The sequence below is a fragment of the Pseudomonas antarctica genome (assembly GCF_001647715.1).
GTDB classification, from domain to species: domain Bacteria; phylum Pseudomonadota; class Gammaproteobacteria; order Pseudomonadales; family Pseudomonadaceae; genus Aquipseudomonas; species Aquipseudomonas antarctica_A.
In genome coordinates, this window is the sequence record NZ_CP015600.1 from 4,314,226 (window position 1) to 4,336,592 (window position 22,367).

Annotated in this window: 22 protein-coding genes; 9 read left to right on the forward strand and 13 right to left on the reverse strand. The window is 59.3% G+C overall.

The window, feature by feature from the left end; all coding sequences use genetic code 11:
* Positions 1-52: 52 nt before the first annotated feature.
* Positions 53-286: a hypothetical protein gene (locus A7J50_RS19515; RefSeq protein WP_064453278.1), complete on the reverse strand. Its 234-nt coding sequence runs from the start codon at positions 284-286 to the stop codon at positions 53-55.
* A gap of 286 nt (positions 287-572) precedes the next feature.
* Between A7J50_RS19515 and A7J50_RS32140 the strand changes: the two genes are divergently transcribed.
* Positions 573-2,594, forward strand: a complete 2,022-nt coding sequence (locus A7J50_RS32140; protein ID WP_064453279.1) for a methyl-accepting chemotaxis protein — start codon at positions 573-575, stop codon at positions 2,592-2,594.
* A gap of 818 nt (positions 2,595-3,412) precedes the next feature.
* The gene (locus A7J50_RS19525) at positions 3,413-5,068 is read left to right on the forward strand and encodes a methyl-accepting chemotaxis protein (protein WP_064453280.1); all 1,656 of its coding nucleotides are present in this window, start codon (positions 3,413-3,415) and stop codon (positions 5,066-5,068) included.
* A gap of 392 nt (positions 5,069-5,460) precedes the next feature.
* Here A7J50_RS19525 and A7J50_RS19530 read toward each other — a convergent pair whose 3' ends face one another.
* Both A7J50_RS19530 and A7J50_RS19535 read right to left on the reverse strand, forming a co-directional pair.
* Positions 5,461-5,910, reverse strand: a complete 450-nt coding sequence (locus tag A7J50_RS19530) for a hypothetical protein (protein WP_064453281.1) — start codon at positions 5,908-5,910, stop codon at positions 5,461-5,463.
* Between the two features lie 361 nt (positions 5,911-6,271).
* A complete protein-coding gene (locus tag A7J50_RS19535) occupies positions 6,272-7,012 on the reverse strand; it encodes a BPL-N domain-containing protein (RefSeq protein ID WP_064453282.1) in 741 nt (246 codons plus the stop codon).
* A 131-nt stretch (positions 7,013-7,143) separates the two neighbouring features.
* Between A7J50_RS19535 and A7J50_RS19540 the strand changes: the two genes are divergently transcribed.
* From A7J50_RS19540 to solA, 5 genes are all read left to right on the forward strand, one after another.
* The gene (locus A7J50_RS19540) at positions 7,144-7,599 is read left to right on the forward strand and encodes a VOC family protein (protein WP_064453283.1); all 456 of its coding nucleotides are present in this window, start codon (positions 7,144-7,146) and stop codon (positions 7,597-7,599) included.
* A gap of 68 nt (positions 7,600-7,667) precedes the next feature.
* Positions 7,668-8,294, forward strand: a complete 627-nt coding sequence (locus tag A7J50_RS19545; protein WP_064453284.1) for a LysE family translocator — start codon at positions 7,668-7,670, stop codon at positions 8,292-8,294.
* An 11-nt stretch (positions 8,295-8,305) separates the two neighbouring features.
* Positions 8,306-8,845 (forward strand): NADPH-dependent FMN reductase, encoded by a 540-nt coding sequence (locus tag A7J50_RS19550; RefSeq protein WP_082895926.1) that lies wholly within the window; start codon positions 8,306-8,308, stop codon positions 8,843-8,845.
* A gap of 46 nt (positions 8,846-8,891) precedes the next feature.
* On the forward strand, positions 8,892-9,242 hold the full coding sequence (locus A7J50_RS19555; protein ID WP_064453285.1) for a hypothetical protein: 351 nt from the start codon (positions 8,892-8,894) through the stop codon (positions 9,240-9,242).
* 303 nt (positions 9,243-9,545) lie between these two features.
* Positions 9,546-10,715 (forward strand): N-methyl-L-tryptophan oxidase, encoded by a 1,170-nt coding sequence (gene solA / locus A7J50_RS19560; protein WP_082895927.1) that lies wholly within the window; start codon positions 9,546-9,548, stop codon positions 10,713-10,715.
* A 38-nt stretch (positions 10,716-10,753) separates the two neighbouring features.
* On the opposite strand, the gene A7J50_RS19565 is transcribed toward solA, so the two are convergent.
* The 6 genes from A7J50_RS19565 to A7J50_RS19590 all read right to left on the reverse strand — a co-directional run bounded on the left by A7J50_RS19565 (position 10,754) and on the right by A7J50_RS19590 (position 16,477).
* Positions 10,754-11,380, reverse strand: coding sequence for a glutathione S-transferase family protein (locus A7J50_RS19565; RefSeq protein ID WP_064453286.1), 627 nt, complete (start codon positions 11,378-11,380; stop codon positions 10,754-10,756).
* Positions 11,381-11,542: 162 nt separating this feature from the next.
* The gene (locus A7J50_RS19570; protein WP_064453287.1) at positions 11,543-13,600 is read right to left on the reverse strand and encodes a methyl-accepting chemotaxis protein; all 2,058 of its coding nucleotides are present in this window, start codon (positions 13,598-13,600) and stop codon (positions 11,543-11,545) included.
* Between the two features lie 229 nt (positions 13,601-13,829).
* Positions 13,830-14,129 carry a DUF3144 domain-containing protein gene (locus tag A7J50_RS19575; RefSeq protein ID WP_064453288.1) on the reverse strand — a complete coding sequence of 100 codons (300 nt, stop codon included), beginning with the start codon at positions 14,127-14,129 and terminating at the stop codon, positions 13,830-13,832.
* Between the two features lie 89 nt (positions 14,130-14,218).
* On the reverse strand, positions 14,219-14,791 hold the full coding sequence (locus A7J50_RS19580) for an ATP phosphoribosyltransferase regulatory subunit (protein ID WP_064453289.1): 573 nt from the start codon (positions 14,789-14,791) through the stop codon (positions 14,219-14,221).
* Positions 14,792-15,010: 219 nt separating this feature from the next.
* On the reverse strand, positions 15,011-15,742 hold the full coding sequence (locus A7J50_RS19585; RefSeq protein WP_064453290.1) for a tRNA (adenine(22)-N(1))-methyltransferase: 732 nt from the start codon (positions 15,740-15,742) through the stop codon (positions 15,011-15,013).
* A 24-nt stretch (positions 15,743-15,766) separates the two neighbouring features.
* A complete protein-coding gene (locus A7J50_RS19590; RefSeq protein ID WP_064453291.1) occupies positions 15,767-16,477 on the reverse strand; it encodes a FadR/GntR family transcriptional regulator in 711 nt (236 codons plus the stop codon).
* A 338-nt stretch (positions 16,478-16,815) separates the two neighbouring features.
* Here A7J50_RS19590 and A7J50_RS19595 point away from each other — a divergent pair, with 338 nt between their 5' ends.
* On the forward strand, positions 16,816-18,177 hold the full coding sequence (locus A7J50_RS19595; RefSeq protein ID WP_064453292.1) for an MFS transporter: 1,362 nt from the start codon (positions 16,816-16,818) through the stop codon (positions 18,175-18,177).
* A 19-nt stretch (positions 18,178-18,196) separates the two neighbouring features.
* Positions 18,197-19,531, forward strand: coding sequence for a glucarate dehydratase (gene gudD / locus A7J50_RS19600; RefSeq protein ID WP_064453293.1), 1,335 nt, complete (start codon positions 18,197-18,199; stop codon positions 19,529-19,531).
* On the opposite strand, the gene A7J50_RS19605 is transcribed toward gudD, so the two are convergent.
* From A7J50_RS19605 to A7J50_RS19620, 4 genes are all read right to left on the reverse strand, one after another.
* On the reverse strand, positions 19,500-20,450 hold the full coding sequence (locus A7J50_RS19605; RefSeq protein WP_064453294.1) for a DHH family phosphoesterase: 951 nt from the start codon (positions 20,448-20,450) through the stop codon (positions 19,500-19,502). The two genes, gudD and A7J50_RS19605, sit on opposite strands and share 32 nt — an antisense overlap.
* A 135-nt stretch (positions 20,451-20,585) precedes the next feature.
* On the reverse strand, positions 20,586-20,960 hold the full coding sequence (locus A7J50_RS19610; RefSeq protein ID WP_064453295.1) for an addiction module antidote protein: 375 nt from the start codon (positions 20,958-20,960) through the stop codon (positions 20,586-20,588).
* A 1-nt stretch (position 20,961) separates the two neighbouring features.
* Positions 20,962-21,264 carry a type II toxin-antitoxin system RelE/ParE family toxin gene (locus tag A7J50_RS19615; RefSeq protein ID WP_064453296.1) on the reverse strand — a complete coding sequence of 101 codons (303 nt, stop codon included), beginning with the start codon at positions 21,262-21,264 and terminating at the stop codon, positions 20,962-20,964.
* Between the two features lie 137 nt (positions 21,265-21,401).
* Complete coding sequence (locus A7J50_RS19620; protein ID WP_064453297.1) at positions 21,402-22,325, reverse strand: ABC transporter substrate-binding protein; 924 nt, start codon at positions 22,323-22,325, stop codon at positions 21,402-21,404.
* Positions 22,326-22,367: the final 42 nt, after the last annotated feature.

The window sequence follows — 22,367 nt, forward strand, 5'->3', positions numbered from 1 at the left end:
AACGACCCTCGCGCAAAAAATCGCACAGAGAAACGCGCTGCCTGGCGAATGATCAGCCCTTCAACTCACCCGCCCGATTACTCGCCGCATCGTCATAAGCCACATACAGCGACTCGGCGATTTGGCTTTTGATGGCTTTGGCGGATTCCAGACCCAACACAAAACCTTCAGCCTTGCCGCCAGCGCGGTTGAGTTCTTCATAGGTGGAGGCACCGGTGATAGCGTCAAGCAGCTTGGCGGCGTGAGGGCCTACGCCTTTTGGAAGGGAGATTTGGTCGATGGACATTGCGATACCTTTAAGAAGAGTGGTCGGTAGCGCGTGGAATCACTGCCGGGGGTGGCATGGTAGACCGGTTGGCAAAGAAAGGGGGGCTTTCGGCCAAAAGCGGACACCAACAGCGTCTACGAAAGCCGGGGCGATTCACGCTCGGCTGAAAGCAGCCTGTCAATAAAGGGGAAACTCCCTAAAACCGCATCCATCCGTCACATCCCACCTCCAGCCCCCACCCTACCTGCCGATAACCCTACTAATCGCATGCCTATCCCTGCCCACCCTTGATCGAGTCCACCACATGAACCCACTTTCCCTTCTAAAAAAAGCCCGGGCCGATCGTCAAGGCACCGCCACGCTCACCAGTACTGCCAACGACCTGGACGCCGCACTCACCGCCTTACGCATCACCCCCACCCTGATCACCGGCTTTATCTCGCCGCATCTGGACATCGACGTAATCGCCGCCAAGCTCAAACGCCGCTTCCCCCAATCCACCATCAGCCTCTGCACCACCTCCGGCGAACTCTGCAATGCGCCCAATTCGTTGTATTGCGCCACCGGCGATCGCTGGGATCGGATCGTGTTGCAGTTGTTCGACGACAGTCTGATCGCCTCGGCCGAGGTGGTGATGGTGCCGTTGGAGTGTGAGGACATTCGCGGTGGCGGTAAGCGGTTGGGAATGCAGGAGCGAATTGCCAAGTTGGTGGCCAATATCAAGCGAGTGCAGGTACGCACATCGATTGATCATCGCGATACGTTGGCGTATGTGGTGTTCGACGGGTTGTCGGCGTCGGAGTCGTTTTTTATGGAGGCGCTGTATGAGTCGGGGCGGTTTCCGTGTTTGTTTGTAGGGGGATCGGCCGGGGGTAAGTCGGATTTCCAGAAGACGCTGATTCATGACGGTCAGCGCAGTTATCAGAACCATGCACAGATTGTGTTCCTGAAGACGGCGGCGCATGTGCGATTTGGGGTGTTCAAGAGCCAGAACTTTAAACCGGCGGATTTGACCTTCAGTGTGCTGACTGCGTCGGTTGAGGACCGCACGATTGACCAGGTGATCGACAGCAACGGCAATATCAAGAGCATGGTGCAAGCGCTGTGTGATGCTTTCAGTTGCGCGCCCCAGGCGCTGGAGTCGAAGCTGGCGGACTATTCGTTTGCGATTCGGGTGGGCAGTGAGTTGTTTGTACGATCCATCGCCCGTATCGATTATGAGCAGCAGATCGTGCAGTTGTTTTGCGACGTGGCGCCGGGCGAGGAATTGGTGATGGTGCGGCGTACGCCGTTGCGTGAGGCGACGCGCCTGGACTATGAGCAGTTCCTGCGCGGCAAGGGTGGCCAGCCGGTGGCGGGGATTTTGAATGACTGCATTTTGCGCCGGCTGAACAACGGCGCCGAGCTGGGCAGCATGGCCGGCATTTTTGGTGATGTACCGTTGGCGGGTTTTTCGACCTTTGGGGAGATTTTGGGCTTGAACCTGAATCAGACGTTGACGGCGATTTTCTTCTTTCGGGTGGCCAAGGGTGCGAGTTTCAGTGATGAGTACGTGGACAATTTCATCGCCCATTACGGCGAGTTCAAGGCATTTTTCCTACGGCGCCAGGTGAAGAAGTTGGCGGGGTTGAACCATGTGGTGGTCAAGCAGATTACCGCGTTCAAGAACAATGACTTCAGCAATACCCTCAATACCCGTGGGCTGGACCGCAATATCCTGCCGGTGTTCGAAGGCTTGGCAGACTTAGGCATGGTGTTGGCCCATGCCGAGCGTCAGCAGGAGGACATCGCCGCGCAGCTCAAGCATTACTCGGGTGAGTTGCACGCGTCGATGGATGAACTGGTGGGTACGATCGACCAGCAGAACGCCGTGTCTGCCCAGGCCGGGACAACGGTGGAAGGGCTTTCCAGCCAGGCGGATGTGGCGGTAGAAGGTGCGCGCACGCTGGCCGGGTCGAGTTTGCGTATCCAGTCGATTGTGCAGGTGATCCAGCAGATCGCCGGGCAGACCAACCTGCTGGCGCTTAACGCCGCCATTGAAGCGGCGCGCGCGGGCGACCTGGGCCGGGGTTTTGCGGTGGTGGCGGATGAAGTGCGCAAACTGGCGGAAATCACCCGTAAGAATGCGGCGGAAATCGGCGTGGATATTGACCTGCTGTCCAGTGAGATCCAGCGCGTTGCCCAACAGATCGAAGACCAATCCACCGGCGTCGGCGCGTTGCGCGAAATGCTCGATGCACTGGAGGCGTCGAGCCGCGCGACCGAGGGTACGGCGCAACGCACTAAAACCATTGCGGATACGTTGACCGGGCTCACCCATGCGTAGGCGCAAGCCGAGTCGCCAGGGCTACAACGCTCATCCGCAATAAAGCGTTTTTACACACTCTGGGTCGATCGCAGTCGTTCATGACAGGCTGCAATCGGCCAAAAGTAGACATTAACGTCGGAGATAACTGGCGGCTGATAAGCTGGCAAAATCGACCAATCAGACGTTCATGTCGATCAATCCGCTAGTCCCTCTCATGCTCACCAGCCGGCATGAATGTCCCGCAAGTGGGCAGTCAACGCCATGGCTCGCCATTTGCCTAACCCCCTCGCCGCACGTTGGGCAAACCTGCCCCGCCATCTCGCATGCAGATCCGAGAATGAACTCGCCCTCCCCCATAACCGGGAGCCATTTCTCGCAGCAATGCGGCTCGCGATGAAACGGCAACAGCCCTTAGCGCAGCGCAGGCTCACAATTAGCGCGCCCTAGCTCCCCCCCTACAAAATACTTGTACAGAAATAGCGCTACGCATTTTTACAGCGCTCGCAGGATTCTATCGGCCCAAGGATGGCCTTGGGCTGTATCGCCGCCAAACACCAGTCAGCCCGATAGCCAGGCCTCTATTTCTCGCGCCTGCCAGAAACAGGAGGTCACTGACCGTTCATCTGGATTAGATGATGTCATGACGACATCACCCCAATATAGTTGTACAAGACTTGTACAAGTATCAGCGCCTGTACAAGTTTTACCCAGACAGGAAATAACGCCGCTACTCGTTGCCGTCGAACAAAAGAATACCTGCGCAGGATGCGGACAAAGGGCGAATACATACCCTTGCAGGTGTCCCTAAATTGCTCCTCCCATTACGCAGGTACGCCATGCCATCGCACACTCCCCGGCTCTCTACACGGACCAGTCTCTATGCCGGCTATGCCAGCCTGCTCGCGTTTATGTTGCTGATCGCCGCTATCTCGCTGTACGCCCTTGCAAACAGCAATAAGGACTTTTTTCTCTACGTTAATGGCATTGATGCACGCACCCGCCTGGCCAACACACTAAACGACGCCGCCGCCCAGCGCGCGATTGCCCTGCGTAACATCGCCTTGAACAGCAATGTCACCGCGAGAGGACAGCAGCGGGGCGCGATTGCCGCCAACGAACAAATGGTGGCCAGCAGCCTCGCCGCGCTACGCCAGGCAATTGATAACCATGATGATGTGTCGCCCAAAGCACGTGAACTGTTCTCAACCATCGAGCAGGTCGAGAGCCGCTACGAACCGGTAGCGCACACCATTGCCGAGCACCTGTTCAAGGGTGAAAACGACGAGGCCCTGCGCATGGTCAGCGAGCAGTGCACACCATTACTGGCCGAGCTGACCCAGGCAATTGGCCAATACCTGCGCTACACCAACCAGAAGGCAGACCTGCAGGTCAGCGAAAATGACGCACACTATCTTTCTCAACGCAACCTGCTGCTCGTCATTACTGCGCTGGCCATCTTACTAGCAGCGGTACTGGGCTACGTCATCAGCCGCAACCTGCTGCGCGCGCTGGGTGCCGAACCGAGTGAACTCAACCAGCTCGCCCAACGGGTTGCCCAGGGCGACCTGCGCGCTAGCGAGCGCACGATTGAGCCACCACAAGCCAGCATCATGGCCGCCCTGTTGAGCATGCAGGAGAATCTGCGGGACATGACCAAGGGCATAAACCTGTCCTCACAGACCGTGGCCGATTCCAGCCAGGAGCTTAGCCAATCGAGCCTGAGAAACGCCGAAAGCGTGGCCATGGCACAGGGCGAGGTCGAGCAGATCGTCACCGCCGTTCACCAAATGGCCGCCACCGTGCAGGATGTCGCGCGCAATGCCGAATCAGCCGCCAGTGCCGCCAGCGAGGCCGATAGCGCGGCCCTGTACAGCCAGCAGAAGGCCAAAGATGCCGTCAACATGATCGGCGAGCTGGCCGAGACAATAGAACAGTCCAACATGGCCATGGTCCGGCTGAAGGATGAAACCGGCAATATCGGCGGCGTACTTGAAGTGATCAAGTCGGTGGCCGACCAGACCAACCTGCTGGCCCTCAATGCAGCCATCGAAGCTGCCCGTGCTGGCGAGGCCGGACGCGGCTTCGCAGTGGTAGCCGACGAGGTGCGCAGCCTGGCAAAGCGTACCCAGAAGGCCACCTCAGAGATTGAGGGACTGATCGCCAGTCTGCAGAAAATTGCCGACGAGACCTCGCAGCATATGCAACGCTGCAAACGCTCCAGTGCGCAGTCGGTGTCCGGCGTTTCCGAGGCCGGTGACGCGGTAAGCACAATCGTAACCATGATCGAGCGAATCAACGGCATGAACCACCAAATCGCCGCTGCCGCCGAGCAGCAGAGTACCGTTGCCGAGCAGATCAGCCGGGGCATCGTCACCGTCAGCGAAAGCGCCGAGCAATCCGCTGCAGCCTTCCGCAGCGCTCAGCAGGAAAGCGAAGGACTGGCACGCACCAGCGTGACATTGCGAGAGAACATCTCGCGCTTTCAGCTTTAGGGTCTGTTGCCGTTTCATCGCGAGCCGCGTTGCTGCGAGAAATGGCCCCCGGTTAGGCGCAGGACGCATAATGGTCCGAGTCCTGCAACAACAGCGGGGCCATATCCCTCGCAACCCTACGGGCCGGGCAAGCGTTTTGCGCGATGCGGTGTTACTCGATGGCTCATTTAGCCTGCCAAACTTCGCATCTCGTGCCTTGCCTCGCGCAAAAACTGGCTTCGGCGTGGCCGCGAGTGAAACGGCAACAGCCCCTACTGCTAGCAGGCCGTAGGCATTAGGTGACAGACGACTAACAGGAGAGATTAACCGTGGTCTGTCCCGGATTATTTTCGGATTATTTTCTTATCCGCATGCTTGGCCAAAAGGGCGTTCGAAAGTCAGGCTTTCTTAGCCTAGTCGCTGCTACTACCCATCAGAATCCATCTTTTCCCGTGGCCCTGGATATCGAAAGAGAAGTCCCAGAACACAGGGTACGCCGGATGGCCTTTTGTTAGCCAAAATGATGTTATGGCGCTGGCTTGGTCGAGCTGCACGTAAGTGAATAGGGCCTCAAGGAGGGTCAGGATTTCTAAGCGCTTTGCCGTTAGATCCAGTGGACCATAACCGCCATCCCCCACGTGCAGCAGTTGCTCAGTAATCTCGCTGCGGGCTTCGCTCGCAGTCACGCAGGACTGGCCACCGATGATTACTTCGTTACCAATGGAATGGAACAGTTGCTCCTCAAGCGTTCTACTTAGGTCAAAAGGTCCGTAGGTGTTAACCCAGGCGGTATAGTTGAAGCCCTCCAAGAGATGCTCAAGCCTGAGGATTTCGTCTGAGCGGAAATCTTGGGCGATACGCATGTTGGCTCCATTGACCAGCGTTTAGGCCTATATCGTGATCTAAAACCTAAAGAAACGGTAGGGCGTCACAAATCTTGCTACGGTCTCAACCGCTGAGGAGCCCGATAGGTTATTCAAAAAAAATCCACTTCTGGCCCGATAGCAGCAGACTTTGACAGGTCGCCGCTGATGTCTCAAAGCTGGGCAATCCGGTGACAGCACAGCGGTAAAAAGGAGTGGTCATGTTGGAAGTTGGCATTGATCGAGAGACCGTTCATGCAGGAGATGATCTGGGAAGCCTTGCTACGTCGATCTGACTTGATCCTCTAGATTTCTAAGGGTCAGACCACGACAACAAATCGCAGCCTCTCCAAAAACGCCACTACTCCCCCACTCCACGCATCAGCGACCCAAACAACTCCCCCCGCGGCATCTCACTCACCGCTACCCCCGCATCCTCAAACCACTGTTCACCCGCCTCCGGATGCGGCCCGCTCAGCACCACCACGCCCTTCTCATACGTATACCGCGCCGCCGCCACGTCACCGTTGTGATAGGTCGCAATGGTTGTGTAAGGCGACGCCCCATCCGCTTTGGGAAAGTACGGCCCGTCCTGATAAAACACACTGTCGGCCTTCCCCTCCCACACAACCCGCACCGCCGCATCCGCAATGCCCGCCACTTCAAACCCGGGCCTGCCCGCTTCGGAATCAAGGTCCTGGGGTATCAGGCCAAGGTTGCTGTTATCCGCCAGGTACGCGCCCATGCACAGCCCCAAATAGCGCCCGCCCTTGGCGACGTAGTCGCGAATGGCTTCAGCGCGCGCCTTACCCAGGCTGTCGAGGGCGGCGGGGATATCCTGGCCGCCGCCCGGTTGCACATAGAGGTCATAGCGCGCCAGGTTGTGTGGCGTGATGTCGACGGATTCATCGGCGCCCACAAAGTCGATCTGATAAGTCGGGCTGAGCCGCTGCAATGCTCTTTTCACGCTCTCGGAACAGTCATCGCAGCCTGCCGGGCCACGGTAGATGGCGACATGGGTGATGGGCGTGGCGGCATGTACGAAAGGCACTTGCAGCGTGGCAAACGCAAGAAGCGCAGCGGCGGTGGCGGGCAGGTGCATGGTAGTGGGCTCATTAAACAGGGCTGATCCAGACGTGCCCGCCAGAGCCTATCTCGAATGCTGTTTTGAATACGTTAACAGTTGTAAATCGGCTACTGTCGCGTGTACCCACATGCGCCAGAGGGCAAGCAATGGATCTGAAATTCAGTCACGTCGACGTGCTGGTCGAGAACCTTGAGGCGACGTGCGCCTACTACGCGAAGATTCTCAACGCCAAAATCTCCAGCACCCAGGTGTGGGAACGCGGCGGCCTGCATGTGCGTTTTGCGATTGCGTTGATGGGCCAGGAGCGGTTCATGTTGGTTCAGCCGTTGGCGGGCAACCTGCGAGAGCTGTTGGACGCCCATGGCGAAGGGATGATTTATCGGCATTGCTACACGACGCCGGACATCGAGGTGGCCTATGCCGAATTGGTCGCCTCCGGTGTGCAACCGGAGGATGAAAACAGCAGGCCGTTGAGCCTTGAGGACCTGCGCTCGCCCTCCGGCAAACGCATCATCTGGTTGCCCAAGCGCTTTGGGCATTTCTCTATCGAGATTCTGGAGGAGAAGGGGCTGGAGGCATTTATCGTCGCGGCGTTTGCCTGAAATGACGTTGCATTGCCCCAAGACATGAGGATAACTGTACGCCGAGCCCTATTTCGAGATAGCCCGCCATGTTTGAACTCGCCTCCCTCGTCACTTACGTCGCCGTGGTGATTGGCCTTTTCCTGATCCCTGGCCCCTCTGTGTTGCTGGTGCTCACCCGCACGATTCAAGGCGGGCGCAGGGTCGGCATCGCGACCGGGCTGGGGGTGGCTTCGGGCGATCTGATTCACACCCTGTGCGCGGCGCTGGGTTTATCGGCGATTCTGATGACTTCGGCGGCGGCGTTTAACGCGGTGAAATGGGCGGGTGCGGCTTATTTAATCTACCTGGGCGTGCGGGCGTTCATGGCCAAAACCGGCACACATGCACGGCTTGAGTTGCCTGCGGTGACACCGCGTCAGGCGTATTTCCAGGCCGTGGGCGCAGAGGTGCTGAACCCGAAAACCGCGATCTTCTTTCTGGCGTTCCTGCCGCAATTCGTTCATCCGGAATCAGGCTCGTCGCTGGTACAGTTTGCGCTACTGGGCTTGATCTTTTCGGGGCTCAGCGCGGTTTACACCAGTTTGCTTGCCATCGCCGTCCGCCCGTTGAGCCGAGGGTTCAAAGGGCTTTCCAGGCTGCGCCAGTGGGAAGGCAAAATCATCGGCACGCTGTTTATGGGCCTGGGGCTGAAAATTGCGCTCCAGCAGCGATAAGGACACCTTGGATGATTCATCTTCTCGCACTCTCGGGAAGCCTGAGAGAGGCTTCCTCCAACTCGATGCTGTTGTCCGCCGCTGTCCGGCTTTGCCCGCAGGGTGTTTCGATCACCTCCTACGACAGCATCGGCCAGTTACCGCACTTCAATCCGGACCTGCTGAATACGCCGGGCGCGGCTGTTCTGGATCTGTACGACCAAATCAGCCGGGCCGATGGCCTGCTGATCTCTTGCCCGGAATACGCACGGGGAATACCCGGATCGTTCAAGAACATGCTGGACTGGCTGGTGAGCCTGGAGGCGTTTGCGGGCATGCCCGTTGCGCTGTACAACGCCTCCCCCAGGGCCAGCGCTGCACAGGCGGCTTTACGCCTGGTGCTGGAAACCCTGTCAGCCGTGATCGTGGATGACGCGTCATTCACGGTGAATTTGCTGGCATCAAAAGCCTCGCTTGATCAGTTGGTGCAAGATCACGAAGTCAGTGAGTGCATCCGGCTGTCCCTGGAAAACATGGCGACGCATATTGATTCACGGATGAGCGTTCTTTAGAACACGCTCAGAACACTCTTCAATCATTGCCCTCACCCGAGTTCCTATGCCCTCAACCAAACGCGACAACGCCCGTATCGAACGCCGCCTGGTCGCCACCCTCACCGAAGCCTGTGAAATCGCCAAAGCCGAAATTCCAGGCTTCGACTGGCTGACGCACACCGTGGACTACGCCACCTTCCCTCAAAGCCTGCGGGTGATTTGGGTGTTCGACACGCGGGCCAACCTGGACCACGCCCTGGCAACCGGAGCCGAGCAACGCATGCGGGAACTGACCGCTGCTGCGTTGCACGACGCCGAAGTGGCTCCGGTGCCAATGGAGCGCTGCGTACGCTTCGATTCAGAAGAGGCCTGCAGCGCCCAGCATGGCGGCGATTGGCGCCGACGCCTGGCCTGAGCCTCCACTCATCCATGAAGGAGCGCGCGCGCATGCTCAAGCGAAGTGCGACGATGAAACTGCATACCGAATCAGCGTAACTATTGCGAAGATGAGCCGACAAACGATTCGACTTTGCAAGCACAGGGGATTCTGGAAAGTATTCGTGTTGCATCACGAACGACGCAGGTGAGGCCGCTTCGATGTTTCCACGCCTTGAGTGTCTATTAGGAAAATCCAGCCCCTCAAGGCCAGCCCCAATTTTCATTGTTTTTCTTGCACATTCCCCTCAACTGTTCGCCTCCCCATACGCGAGGATCAACCTTGGAACGCTATGAATCATTGGTCATCGGCCTGGGCGCCATGGGTGCCGCCACGGTCTACCAACTGGCGAAAGCCGGTGTAAACGTCGCGGGTATCGACCGTCATCACCCGCCCCATACGTTTGGCTCAAGCCACGGCGACACTCGCATCACGCGGCTGTCAGTCGGCGAAGGCGCGCAATACGTGCCCATCGTGCGCAATTCGCACCGTATATGGCGCGAGCTGGAAGCGGCGTCGGGAGAAGCACTGTTTGAGCAGTCTGGGTTGCTGGTGCTGACGTCCAGCGATGACGTTGACCCCCACGATAAAACCGACTTCACCCTGCGTACGATTGACCTGGCGCAAACCTATGGCATCGACCATGAAGTGCTGGATGCCGCGCAGATTCGCCAACGTTTCCCCCAATTCGCCAAGGTGGCGGACAGCGCCATCGGCTACTACGAGCCGGGCGGCGGGTTTGTGCGCCCGGAGCGCTGTATTGAGGTGCAACTCAAGCTGGCCGAGCAACACGGCGCCACGCTGTACAAGGGCGAGACGGTGACTCACATCAGCTCCGACGCGCACGGCGTGACGGTGACCACCGACCGGCGCACGCTACAGGCCGACAAGCTGGTGGTGAGTGCGGGCAACTGGGCGGGAGGTTTGCTCGGGGCGCCGTTTGATCGGCTGCTCAGCGTCTATCGGCAACAGTTGTTCTGGTTTGAGCTTGAGCCGGACGCGGATCTGGTGGGGAAATCACCCACGTACATCCTCACTCACGGCCGGCGCGAGGATCAGTGCCACTATGGCTTTCCCGCGCAGCCCGGCGAAGGCAGCTTGAAACTTGCCACGGCGCAATATCACACCACGTCCACCCCCGAGACACTGGACCGCACGGTCTCGGCGGCGCAAGGGCAGGAAATGTACGAACAGCAGGTACGAGGTCGTATCGCCGGGGTCACGGCCAACGTGGTCAAGTCGGCGGTGTGCGCCTACACCGTGACACCGGATCATCACTTCATCATCGACGAACACCCTTCGCTGCAGCACACCCTGGTGGTCTCGCCATGTTCGGGGCACGGCTTCAAGCATTCGGCGGCGCTGGGCGAGGCGTTTGCGCAATGGTGCATACGCGGCTCGAGTGACCTCGACCTGTCGTCGTTTTCGTTGAAGCGCTTCGAAGGTCGGTAGGCACAGGGAATGGGGGCACACCGGCCCCCTGACCTGCTTTATTTGGCGAACGCGTATTCCCCACCTTGCTCCACCGCCTTCTGGTAAGCGGGGCGTGCCTGGAAGCGTTGCACCCAGGCTGCCAGGTTCGGATAGGCTTGCAACTTGCCTTGCGCCTTGGCGATTTCGCCGATAAAGCTCATCTGGACATCCGCGCCACTCAGCTCGTCACCGACCAGGTACGGCGTATCCGCCAGCACGTCGTTCAGATAGCCCAGGTAATTGGCCAACTCCGATTCGATACGCGGATGCAACGGTGCGCCCGCCTCACCCAATCGGCCGACGTAGAGGTTAAGCATCAGCGGCAGCATGGCCGAGCCTTCGGCGAAGTGCAGCCATTGCACATATTTGTCGTAGGTGGCGGTAGCAGGATCAGGTTGCAGGCGGCCTTGGCCGTGGCGACGTATCAGGTAGTCGATGATGGCGGCAGATTCGATCAAGACGAGGGAACCGTCTTCGATGACCGGGGATTTGCCCAGTGGGTTAATTGCCTTGAGCTCAGGCGGCGCGAGGTTGGTTTTCGGGTCGCGCTGGTAGCGCTTGACCTCGTAAGGCAGGCCGAGCTCTTCGAGCAACCAGAGGATACGTTGCGAGCGGGAGTTGTTGAGATGGTGAACAGTGATCATGAGGGGCTCCGTTGGGCAAAAACCAGGGTGTGTAAGAGCAGACTACACTGGCAGCAGGGAGTGCCCTCAAGAGAATGTATAACCGGGATCAACGCCGACGCGGTGACGAGCGGGTTTGCCCCGCTCGCCCCAATAAATACACCGTCAGCTCGGGATGGGGGATCAGACCAGCCGGAACCGCGCGGTATTTTCACTCAACGCCTTGCTGCCTTTGCTCAGCGTATCGGCGGCTTGGTTGACTGCACGTGCGCCGTCAAGCAAACGCCCTGCGGCCTGATCGACTTGCTGGATATTGCCGCTCACTTCATCCGCCGTCGCCGCCTGTTCTTCCACCGCCGCCGCAATCTGCGCCAGGGTGTCGGTGACGTTTTGCACCGCGCCGGCGATCTCGCCCAGGCGTGTGCCCAGCCCGGTGACCGACTCAGCGTCGGTCAGCGCCTGTTCGCACGCGGCGCTCATCAGGCTCACGGCCTGGCTCACGGTCGCGCGCAGGCTGTCCACCGTGCCGGCGATCTGCGCCGTGGAGGCCTGAGTGCGTTGCGAGAGGCTGCGTACCTCATCTGCCACGACGGCAAAACCACGACCTTGTTCGCCGGCGCGCGCAGCCTCAATCGCGGCGTTGAGCGCCAGCAGGTTGGTCTGTTCAGCAATGCCGCGAATGGTGTCGACCACTGATTGAATCTGCTGGCCCTGCTGGCTCACTTGTTCCAGCGCGTTGGCCGTGTCGGTCAGGCGCTGGTTGAGTTGCTGGATGCTGGCCGTGGTGCGCTGGCTGTCACGGCTGCTGTCTTCGGCAATGCGCCGAGTCTGCTGCGCGCTGCCCGACGCCTGTTCGCAGCTTTTGGCGACCCCCATCGAGGTGGCTGCCAGTTGCGTCGCGGCGGCCGCAATCTGGCTGATTTGGTGCTGCTGGTCCTCGACCTCGGTGAGCGTGCTGCCCGATTGCGAGTTAAGGGTGAGTACGGTTGAACCCAGTTGCTGGGTCTCGTGGTTAACGCCCAGCAGGCTGGTGCGCAGTTGCATCACCGCGACGTTGAGCGCGGTGCTGATCGCCGCCAGTTCGTCACGCCCTTCTACCGCCACCTCGACGCACAAGTTGCCGTCGCGCAACGACTCGGCAAGCGTGGTGATGCCACTGGCGCTGCGCCGGATCGAGGCTTGCAGGCAGCTGAACAAGTACAGCGCCGCCAAGGCCAGCAGGCTGAACGTGGCCACCACTGGAATAAACTGCTTGAGTGAGCGGTCGTGGTAATAACTCAAGCGCTCATCCAGTGAGTGCAGCGACTGGCTGCGCAACGCACCCAACGCGCCCAGCATGCCGTCGACACTGCGATCAAAGGCGGCGGTGTCGAGCTTGATCGTGCCGCCAAATACGCCGTCGTCCAGGGACTTGAGTTCGTTATCCAGCAACTGCAGGCTGTTTTCGTATTGCGCCGTCCACGGCTCAAGCCCCGCGTATTGCTTGGCTTTGAGCGAAGCGGCGGCCTTGACCAACTGGTCCCGTGCATCGCCGATACGGCCACGCAGGTCACGCATCTGCAAACGGCTTTGCAAGGTGAACTGGCCGGACGCGATGGACGACTGCCCGACGCTTGCCGTGCGACCGATGCGCTCGATCAAGTCCGGCGTGTGCTGGCTGGAAATCTGCATCAGCAGGTAGGTTTCCAGCCAGGGATCGAGGATCAGGCCCGTGTCCAGGGTGATCTGCTCGCGCAGGGTTTGCATGGCGGTCAGGGCAGCGGTGAAACGGTCGTAACCGTCCGGCCACCAGCCCACGGTGCGCAGGGACTGAGTGTCCATCCCCTTGACCGTCGCCTGCAACGCCTCGAAACGCGCCAATGTGTCGACACTGGCGTTCTGGGCCTTGAGCGCATCACCCAGGGTTTGCAGGCTTTGCATAATGACGGGATTGCCGGCATCCACCTTGTCCATCGCGGCCTGGGCGGCGGGCGTCGGGGTGTGCAGGATGTCCAGGGCTTTCCAGCGGGCCGCCTGGTTGCGTTGCGCGGTCAGTTGGCCATCGAGTGCATCGAGCGCCAACAGTTGGCGAACGCCGGACTGCTCGCTGGAAATCACCGCGAGTTTGTCGCGGTAGTCCTGGCCGATCATCCACAGGCTCCCGGCCAGGGGCAGCATGAACAGGAAGAACAGCACCTGGAACTTGCGCGCGAAACCGAAACGGCCGAGCAAGCGGATACCGGGTGATAGAAGAGTGTGCATGACTGACCGCTCCCGAAAACAACCTGGAAATGACTAGAAGCAAAATGCCATGTCATTGATTAAGTTGGCTCAAGCAAGATACGGGCCGTTGGTGCAGAGGCCGCAGCTAGGCCGTGCGGCGAGGAGAATATGCGCGGGCGTGCGCGAAAATGGGGCGAAAGCACTCAATGGGAGAGTGAAACGGTAACTCGACCCGCCATCACCCAACGCTCGCCCCGGTACGCGTCATTTAATCCGTTGCTTTAACCAGCATGTACTGACTGAAATTATTAATGTGATCGTCCAGATTATCCTCGAGCATCATCCGGTACTGATCACAGAAATACTTCAGCATCGCTTCCCGTGCCTCGGCCATTTCGGCGCCGGACTTGAAATTGCGTGCGCTGGCCCAGGCGTTGAAGCGGGTGGTGCCGAACATCATTGAGGCGCTGACCTCGCCGAGGTTTTCGCAGGTTTTGAGCTGTTCGTTCGACAGTTCGATATGGGCGTCTGCACGGTCGTAGAAGGCTTGGTCGGTGGCGTCGGCCATGATCGGGTTCCTGGAGGGCAAATTAGGCCGCTATTGGAGCATATCCGGCCGCCGCCGAGGAGACGCCTCCGGGGAGACGTCTTTGAACATCACGCCAAGGCGAGCACCAACCGCTCAAGGCCGATGCCGAAACCGGCGCCCTCTCGATAAGCGCCGCCGCCCACGACCTGCTGTTGCGCACCCAGTGTCGGGCAGCGCACTTCGAAGCCATTGCCTTGCAGGTAGTAACTCAACCCGCGCTTCACCGCCAGGTTCAGCTCATAGTCGAGCCCGAGCGTATTCAGAAACCCGGTGCAAAGGGCTTGGCTGCGCTGCAACGCCAACGCAGGATCGGGGCTGAGAATCTCCAACCCCAGCTGGGTGAATTCGCGATAGCGACCGGCTTGAGGCCGCTCATATCGGTAACACCGCGCCACGTAGAAAAACATCGCCTCTGCTCGCCCATTCAGCAAAACGGCACTGCGCTCCTGGAACAGCGCGGTGGCCTCCGGGATCAGGCAGCACTGGCGGCCCGCCTTGTCATCGAAGGCCCACATCTGCCCGATGATTTCACTGCCGCCGGCTTTTTCGATAAACGTGTCCTGGCCCCACAGTGCCGGCACGATGGCTTCTTCAGCGCCCGCTTCGATGAAGATAGCTCCGGAAACGGCCCTCTGTCTCACGCATCATTTGCGCTTCTTTACCCGTCACAATTCGCGTTCCGCGCAGCATGGTCATGTGTTGAATCTCCATTTTTTCAAGGCAATAAAAAAGGCGCCGTGGGCGCCTTGGGGGTGGTTCATTGAATGATCAGAGGTTCTGGTCAATCAGTGAGCGCAAGCAACCGCGGCACCTGAGGGAAGGTCCGTGGTGGTGATGGCGGTTGCTTTGCGAAAATTCAGTCATGGGCTGATCTTTGCACAGCCCTGGGAAGGGTTACAAGCCAACAGCTCAGTAATCCATCGCGTGTGCCGGGCGATCTCTTGCCGCTTTTGCTCCGGCACGGCCTGGCGCGCCTGCTCAAAGCCGGCCAAGGTCTTCTGCTTCTGGCGCAGCATGCGCTGCCATTTGGCCAGGAACACCGGGCTGCGGGCCTGCATTTGCAGCGGGCCGAAGTACAGCTGCTCGGCGGTATAGGTAACCGGCTCGGCGCGCTCGGCGACAATAATCTCGTAGTAAAAACGGTTTTCCCGCAGCAGCTCTTCGTGCAGGATCTGGTAGCCGTTGTCCATCAGCCACTGGCGCAAGGGTTGTTCGCCGCCGTTGGGTTGCAGGACCAGGCGTTCGCGGCCACTCAAGTGCGAAGTGCCGCTGTCGAGGATGTCGCGAATGGTCTCGCCGCCCATGCCGCAGAGGCTGATCGCCGTGATGCCGTCACTGGGTTCGATGGCCGCCAAACCATCGGCCAGGCGCACGCTGATGTGCTGTTCCTGGCCGTTGTCGCGCACCGTGCGTTCGGCCGCGTAAAACGGTGTGGTCGCGACCTCCCCCGCCACCGCCGCCGTGATCACGCCACGGCGCATCAGCGCCACCGGCAGGTAGCCGTGATCCGAGCCGATATCGGCCAGGCGCGCGCCCACCGGCACCTGCGCCGCCACGCGCTCCAGGCGCATGGACAATGTGTGTTCGTTCAACGGTTGTTCCTTATCACCACAAGTTTACTCACCCGAAAACCGGTCCCGGCTGTTGGTCAGGTGCAACACCATGGCAGCCCGCGCCGCGTCGGGGTCCTGACGCTTGATCGCATTGAAGATCGCCTCATGCTCCAGGTTTGCCAACTGCCCCAGCTTGGCGAAATCGGCCCCGCCGCGTTCGACGCCCTTGACCTGAGTGCGCGGGATCATCGCATTGCCCAGGTGCAGCATGATCTCGGTAAAGAAGGTGTTGCCGGTGGCCTCGGCGATCAGTTGATGAAAGCGTTTGTCCTCCTCCACGCAACTGTCGTTGTTGGCGAGCGAGGCCTGGTAGTCGTTCAGCGCCTCGCGCATGCGCGCAAGTTGCTCGTCACTCCTGCGCAGGGCGGCCAGCGCCACGGCCTGCACCTCAAGGCCCAGGCGCAGCTCGAGCATGTTACGCACGCTGGCGACGGTGTCCACATGCAAACGCAAACCCTGCTGGGCATGCGGCTCCAGCACAAAGGTGCCGATGCCGTGACGCGTCTCTACCAGCCCGGAAGCCTGCAGCTTGGAAATCGCCTCGCGCACCACCGTTCGGCTCACGCCGTGCTCAAGGACGATGGTGGATTCCGACGGCAGTTTTTCACCGGGTTTGAGTTGCCCGAGCAGGATGCGCTGGGTCAGCGCGTCGACCACGCCCTGGGCCAGGTTATTGGGACGTTTACGCACAAGGCTTGGGTTTTCAATGGGCATCATCAGGGTCCACGGGGTTGGGCTGATGGGAGCTTAACACCCTGTTTGGCGGCGACGTTGGCTAGATTAAAGAACCACCCATCTTGTATGACAACCAACCTTTTCGAGTCACACCTCTTTTTCTGTACGTGAAGGTACCAGCGCACATAAACCTTCTCAAAAAAGGCGGCCAAACCCTTTATATATAGGCTAATAACCAATAAACCCAGTTGGCTGACGGCCTTATAAGAACAAATACATCACCCACCGGATTGCGAAGCCAAGAAATCAACTTGTATGATGTCTATCAACAAAACACGCAAACCCGCATAAAAATAAATCAGGGGGAGTTTTGAATTGTGAACAATTCAAGCCATGCATCTGTCGCTTCAGAACGTGATTCGGTCCTCGCGCGCGCCGTGAGTAAAGTGAAGGGCCATGTGCTCCCGCTGTTCGTGATCATGTTCATCCTCAACTACATCGACCGGGTCAATATCGGCTTCGTGCGTACGCACATGGAGCATGACCTGGGCATTGGCGCGGCCGCCTACGGCCTGGGCGCCGGGCTGTTTTTCATCGGCTACGCGCTGTTTGAAGTGCCCTCCAACATGCTGCTGCAAAAGGTCGGCGCGCGAATCTGGCTAACCCGCATCATGTTCACCTGGGGCATCGTCGCCACGCTGATGGCGTTCATCCAGAACGAAACCCAGTTCTATGTCCTGCGCTTTCTGCTGGGCGTGGCCGAGGCCGGCTTTTTCCCTGGGGTGATCTACTACTTCACCCGCTGGTTGCCCGGTGTGGAGCGCGGCAAAGCCATTGCGATCTTCCTCAGCGGCTCGGCGGTTGCGTCGCTGATCTCCGGCCCATTGTCGGGCGCCTTATTGCAAATCGAAGGGTTCGGCTTTCACGGCTGGCAGTGGATGTTCGCCCTTGAAGGCCTGGCCTCCGTCGCACTGGGGTTCTTCGTGTGGTTCTGGCTGGACTCCAAACCCCACGACGCCAAATGGCTGACCCGCGAAGAGCAAGACACGCTGGTGGGCGCCATCGACCAGGAACAGCGCGAGCGTGAAGCGCTGACCAGCGTCAAACCGACCCTCGGCAAGCTGCTCAAGGACCGCCAGATCCTGCTGTTCTGCGCCTTGTATTTCTGCATCCAACTGACGATTTACGCCGCCACCTTCTGGCTGCCGAGCATCATCAAGAAGATGGGCGACCTGAGTGACGTGCAGGTCGGCCTCTTCAACTCGATCCCCTGGCTGATCTCGATCATCGCCATGTACGCCTTCGCTGCGCTGTCGGGCAAGTTCAAGTTCCAGCAAGCCTGGGTGGCCGCCGCGTTGTTGATTGCCGCAGTCGGCATGTTCATGTCCACCACCGGCGGGCCGATCTTCGCCTTTGTCGCGATTTGCTTTGCGGCCATCGGTTTCAAATCCGCTTCGTCGCTGTTCTGGCCGATCCCCCAGGGCTACCTGGATGTGCGCATCGCCGCCGCCGTGATTGCGCTGATCAACTCCATCGGCAACCTGGGCGGCTTCGTAGCCCCAACCACTTTCGGCTTTCTGGAACAGACCACGGGTTCGATTCAGGGCGGCCTTTACGGCCTGGCCGGCACCTCGGTGCTCGCCGCAATCCTGGTGTTCTTTGCCAAGACGTCGCCCTCTGCGGTGTTGACGCCACACAGCGGCGTGCCCACGGGCGCCCCGCTCAGCAAACCTCTTTAAGCTTATTCAGGAATTTGCCATGACCACGTCCAAATCACCCGTCGTCACCCACTTCCACGTCATCCCGGTGGCAGGCCACGACAGCATGCTGCTGAACCTGAGCGGCGCACACGGGCCGTTTTTTACGCGCAATATCGTGATTCTCAAAGACAGTTCCGGCAATACCGGTGTCGGTGAAGTACCCGGTGGCGAGCGCATTCGCGAAACGCTGGAAGACGCGCGCAGCCTGGTGATCGGCCAACCCATCGGCCAGTACCAGCGCATCCTGAACCAGATGCGTACCACCTTTGCCTCAAGGGATGCCGCCGGCCGTGGCCTGCAAACCTTTGACCTGCGCATCACCATTCATGCCGTCACCGCCATGGAAGCCGCCTTGCTCGACCTGCTGGGTCAATTCCTCGACGTGCCGGTGGCCGCCTTGCTCGGCGAAGGCCAGCAGCGCGACGCGGTAAAAATGCTTGGCTACCTGTTCTACGTGGGTGATCGCACCGCCACCGACCTGGCCTACCGCAACGAGGCCGACGCGGATGACGCGTGGTTTCGTTTGCGTCACGAAAAAGCCATGACGGCCGAAGCGGTGGTGCGCCTGGCCGAAGCCGCCAAAGACAAATACGGCTTCAACGACTTCAAGCTCAAGGGCGGCGTATTGAGCGGCGACGAAGAAATCGAAGCCGTGACGGCACTGGCCGAACGCTTCCCGGATGCACGCATCACCCTCGACCCGAACGGCGCGTGGTCATTGAAAGAAGCCATCCGCCTGTGCCGCGATCAACACCACGTGCTGGCTTACGCCGAAGACCCGTGCGGCGCGGAAAATGGCTACTCGGGCCGCGAAGTCATGGCTGAATTTCGCCGGGCCACGGGTTTGAAAACCGCGACCAACATGATCGCCACCGACTGGCGCGAAATGGGCCACGCCATCCAGCTGCAATCGGTGGATATTCCGCTCGCCGACCCACACTTCTGGACGATGCAAGGCTCGGTGCGTGTGGCGCAGATGTGCAATGACTGGGGCCTGACCTGGGGTTCGCACTCCAACAACCACTTCGATATTTCCCTGGCGATGTTCACCCAGGTGGCGGCGGCGGCGCCGGGCGACATCACCGCCATCGACACTCACTGGATCTGGCAGGACGGCCAGCGCCTGACCAGGGAGCCACTGAAAATCGAAGGCGGCTACGTGAAGGTGCCGGCCAAGCCGGGCCTGGGCGTGGAGATCGACATGGACGCGGTGGCCAAGGCCCATGAGCTGTACAAAGGCATGGGCCTTGGGGCACGGAATGACAGCGTGGCGATGCAGTTTTTGATTCCAGGCTGGGTCTTCAACAACAAACAGCCTTGCCTGGTACGTTGAGCCCTTCGTTCATGGCAGCCAAGGCCAGCTTCACCAGCTCCTTGCGCTGCATGGCGCGCCCCAGCACCGCCTGTGCACCTTGCCAGTTGAGCGACAGCAGCAGACTCAGCTTTTGCTGGCTGAGCAACGGCCCTGCCAGCCAATAGCTTTTGCGCTCGCGAATGCTGATGGCGTTCAACAGCCAGTCCTCACCTTGCGCCGCCAGCCATTGTTCAATGGCTGCGCGATGCCGCTGGACCAACGCCTGTGCATCCCACACCGTCATTTGCGCGATAAGCCACGGCAAGTTGCGTGCGGCACTCATCTGTTTCATATCGGCTGCCAGGGCGTTCAGCAGGTCGGCCTCGATCGCGGCCTGACATTCGCTGAAATAGCGCACCGGCCAGTCTGCAGACAAGCCCGCCCGCTGCGCGAGCACCTCGTATGCCCAGATATCCAGGGCTGTGGTCATTTTCCCGGTGAAATTCAGGGTATTGTCCAGAATCGCCGTGGCCAACAATGCCGCGCTGTGTCGGCTGATCTGCGGCATCAGTCCGGATTTTTCCCAACGCTGGAAGACCAGTGTCGCCGCTGCGCCGATTGGGCGGATATCGGCACCCGCGCCAAGCTTTTGCGACCAATGGATTTCAAAGCCGGGATGATGGTCGATGACTTCCCGCACCTGATCGAGCACCACGCTCGGGTCGAAGTGATGGTAGTCGGAGACGTCCACCAACACGAACTCATCGCCGGCCATGGGCAGGTAATCGTCCAGCGAAGCGTTCCAGTCGAGCACGCTCCTGCAAATACTGAAATTCAACGGTGCGCTGCTCACGGCACGCGCCTCAATGCCCTGGTGATTAAGCAGTTCGGCGTACGCAATGCAGCAGGCGTACGCATCGATGTCCAGATAGGCCGAGCCGGAGGTCACTACCCTCATGATTGAATCTCCTTGAAGTGCGGCTCAAGCGCAGTCAGTTGCTTTGTTTTTTCGGGGGTGAGGGAAAATCGCATGAGCGCGTGACAAGAACATGACGGCAGGCAGAAAGATACGGTGACCCTTGCCTTTTGCTGGCTATTGCCCGTTTTGCCGTGGCAATTTTTTAAGTGCGCTCGTTGCAACAGGTTGCACAGTGAGCTCCACGCCCAACGCCAGCATCAGCTTCTTGATGGTTTCAAAGCGCGTTTTTGAGCCGCCCTTGAGGGTTTTATACAGACTCTCCCGATTAACCCCTGCTGCCTCGGCAACCTTGTTAACGCCTTGGGCCTTGGCCACTTCGGCGAGCGCCTTCATGAGTATCTGCGGGTCTTGGGACTTAAGGCTTTGCGCCAGGTAAGCACTGATGATTTCGGGGCTGTCCAGGAAGCGCGAAGCCTCATAGACATGAGTGCCTGATGTGTCGAGATCGAGGATCGGCATGTCCTCGGGTTTGAATGTCGATTTGCTCATTTCATTGACCTCTCAGGGCATCGAGTATCTCTTTTGCCCGCTTGATTCCTCGCCTCTGATCGGTTTTATCGCTTCCCCACAGCATCAGGTAAGCGGTGATTCCCGTGCGCACAAAGTACACCCTGTAGCCGGGCCCGACGAAGACACGCATTTCACTCAACCCATCGCCTACGGGTTCGCAATCGCCAAAATTGTTTTCCTCGGCTCGATCCAGCCGGGTCAGAATTGCAGTTTTTCCCCAAACATCCCTCATACCGTCGAGCCATGTATCAAACTCCGGCGTCCTGCCGATCAAATTAGTCACGTTTCACCTGTAGCCTACTGGCTACTCCTTGCTGATGCCAGTGATTTTTTATCCCGGCGCTAACCGGAATAAAAAACCCTAGCCCAGCCCCCGTGCCATCAGGCGGTCAATACTATTAGCGCTTGTTTCCCTCGTGTTTAAAGGGCCCGATCAAACAACGGCGTCACGTCATACCGCTGTTTGAGCATCTGCGCATCCACCAGGAAATCCGCCGTGGCCTGGGCCTCGCTGACAATCGTCGGCGAGATCGGCAGCACCTTGATCGCGTCACGCTTGAACCACACCTTGGCAATGTCCGGCGAGGACTGGTTGGCCTTCGACCACGCCTCGGCATACTCATCAACGTGCGTGTTACTCCAGACCCGAGCACGCGTCAGGCGCGCGACAAAGTCTTTGATGATCGCGCTTTTTTGCGCCAGCGCCGGTTCATACGCAACGATGTAGGTCGGTGCGCTCATCAAGCCCTTGGCATTGCGGATCAGCGTGCTGCCTTCTTTCTCTTGCAACGACACATAGGGTTCCCAGGTGCCAAAGGCATCAATGTCGCCTTGGGTCAGTGCCAGGCTGGCTTCGGCTGGCAACAGGAATTTGAAGGTCACGCTGTTGCGCGGTACGCCGGCTTCATCCAGCGCTTTATAGGCCAGTTGCTGGCTCCACGAGCCGTTCCAGATCGCGACGGTTTTGCCTTTCAGGTCGGCCACCGAATGGATGCCTTTACGCGCGACGATGCCTACACCGTCAAGACTGGTCTGGGTGCTGGCCACCACTTTCACCGGCGCCCCATTGGCGGCAAGGCTGATCACCGGCGTGTCGCCGACAATGCCCACGTCGAGCGCACCACTGGCAACCGCCGAGGCCACCGGCGAACCGGTGTTAAAGCGCTTGAAGTCGATTTTGTACGGCAAGTCTTTGAGCTCGCCCGACAGTTCCAGGACGATGCGATTGGAGAAAAACTGGTCGCCCACCGTCAGGGTCTGGGGCTCTGCCGCCCACGCCGAAGGGCCGTGCAGCGTTAGCGAAGCCAGGCCCAGCAGGGCGAGCATTGTTTGACGATTGATCATGAAAGGCATCCACACGGTTAATGGCTGACTCAACCATCTGTG